1 protein-coding gene, 2 tRNA genes and 1 rRNA gene are annotated in these 547 nt (G+C 48.6%); all 4 read left to right on the forward strand.

The window, feature by feature from the left end; all coding sequences use genetic code 11:
• Window positions 1-77: ribosomal RNA gene (locus LKO28_RS15375) — 16S ribosomal RNA — on the forward strand; the annotation flags it as partial.
• Window positions 78-142: 65 nt separating this feature from the next.
• Entirely contained in the window at window positions 143-265 is a 123-nt protein-coding gene (locus LKO28_RS15495; RefSeq protein WP_262906137.1) for a hypothetical protein, read from the forward strand.
• Window positions 230-303 (forward strand) — tRNA-Ile (locus LKO28_RS15380). Before LKO28_RS15495 ends, LKO28_RS15380 begins: the two co-directional genes overlap by 36 nt.
• Before the next feature lie 24 nt (window positions 304-327).
• Window positions 328-401: transfer RNA gene (locus LKO28_RS15385), tRNA-Ala, on the forward strand.
• Window positions 402-547: the final 146 nt, after the last annotated feature.

Raw genomic sequence — 547 nt, forward strand, 5'->3', positions numbered from 1 at the left:
TTAGGGCAATACTGGTAATTGGGGCTAAGTCGTAACAAGGTAGCCGTACCGGAAGGTGCGGCTGGAATACCTCCTTTCTGGAGCGTCCGGACCGTTTCTGCTGCGCACACCATGATCATTTTTTAAGGTTTAAGATTTAGGGATGAATTATTTATCCCTGGATAAAGGACAAGGTAGGCCCCAGGGCAAAGGCCGGGTAGCTGGCCGGGATGAGGGAGCATACATATCCAGTCCCGTAGCTCAGTTGGTTAGAGCACTACACTGATAATGTAGGGGTCAGCAGTTCAAATCTGCTCGGGACTACTTTTACTGAACACCTTACATTGCGGGGAATTAGCTCAGCTGGCTAGAGCACCTGCCTTGCACGCAGGGGGTCAACGGTTCGAATCCGTTATTCTCCACACTGCCTACCGTATATCGGCAGGCATAGAGTTCTTTGACATATTGGTATAGAAAAGAAGACAGACAAAGAGGACAGAGGAAGTTTGTATATGGTTTCGGCCATATATTGACTGAAGGCAGTCCATTGCTTGGCAAAAGGGGCAAT

It is taken from the genome of Sphingobacterium sp. FBM7-1 (genome assembly GCF_020687765.1).
Lineage (GTDB): Bacteria > Bacteroidota > Bacteroidia > Sphingobacteriales > Sphingobacteriaceae > Sphingobacterium.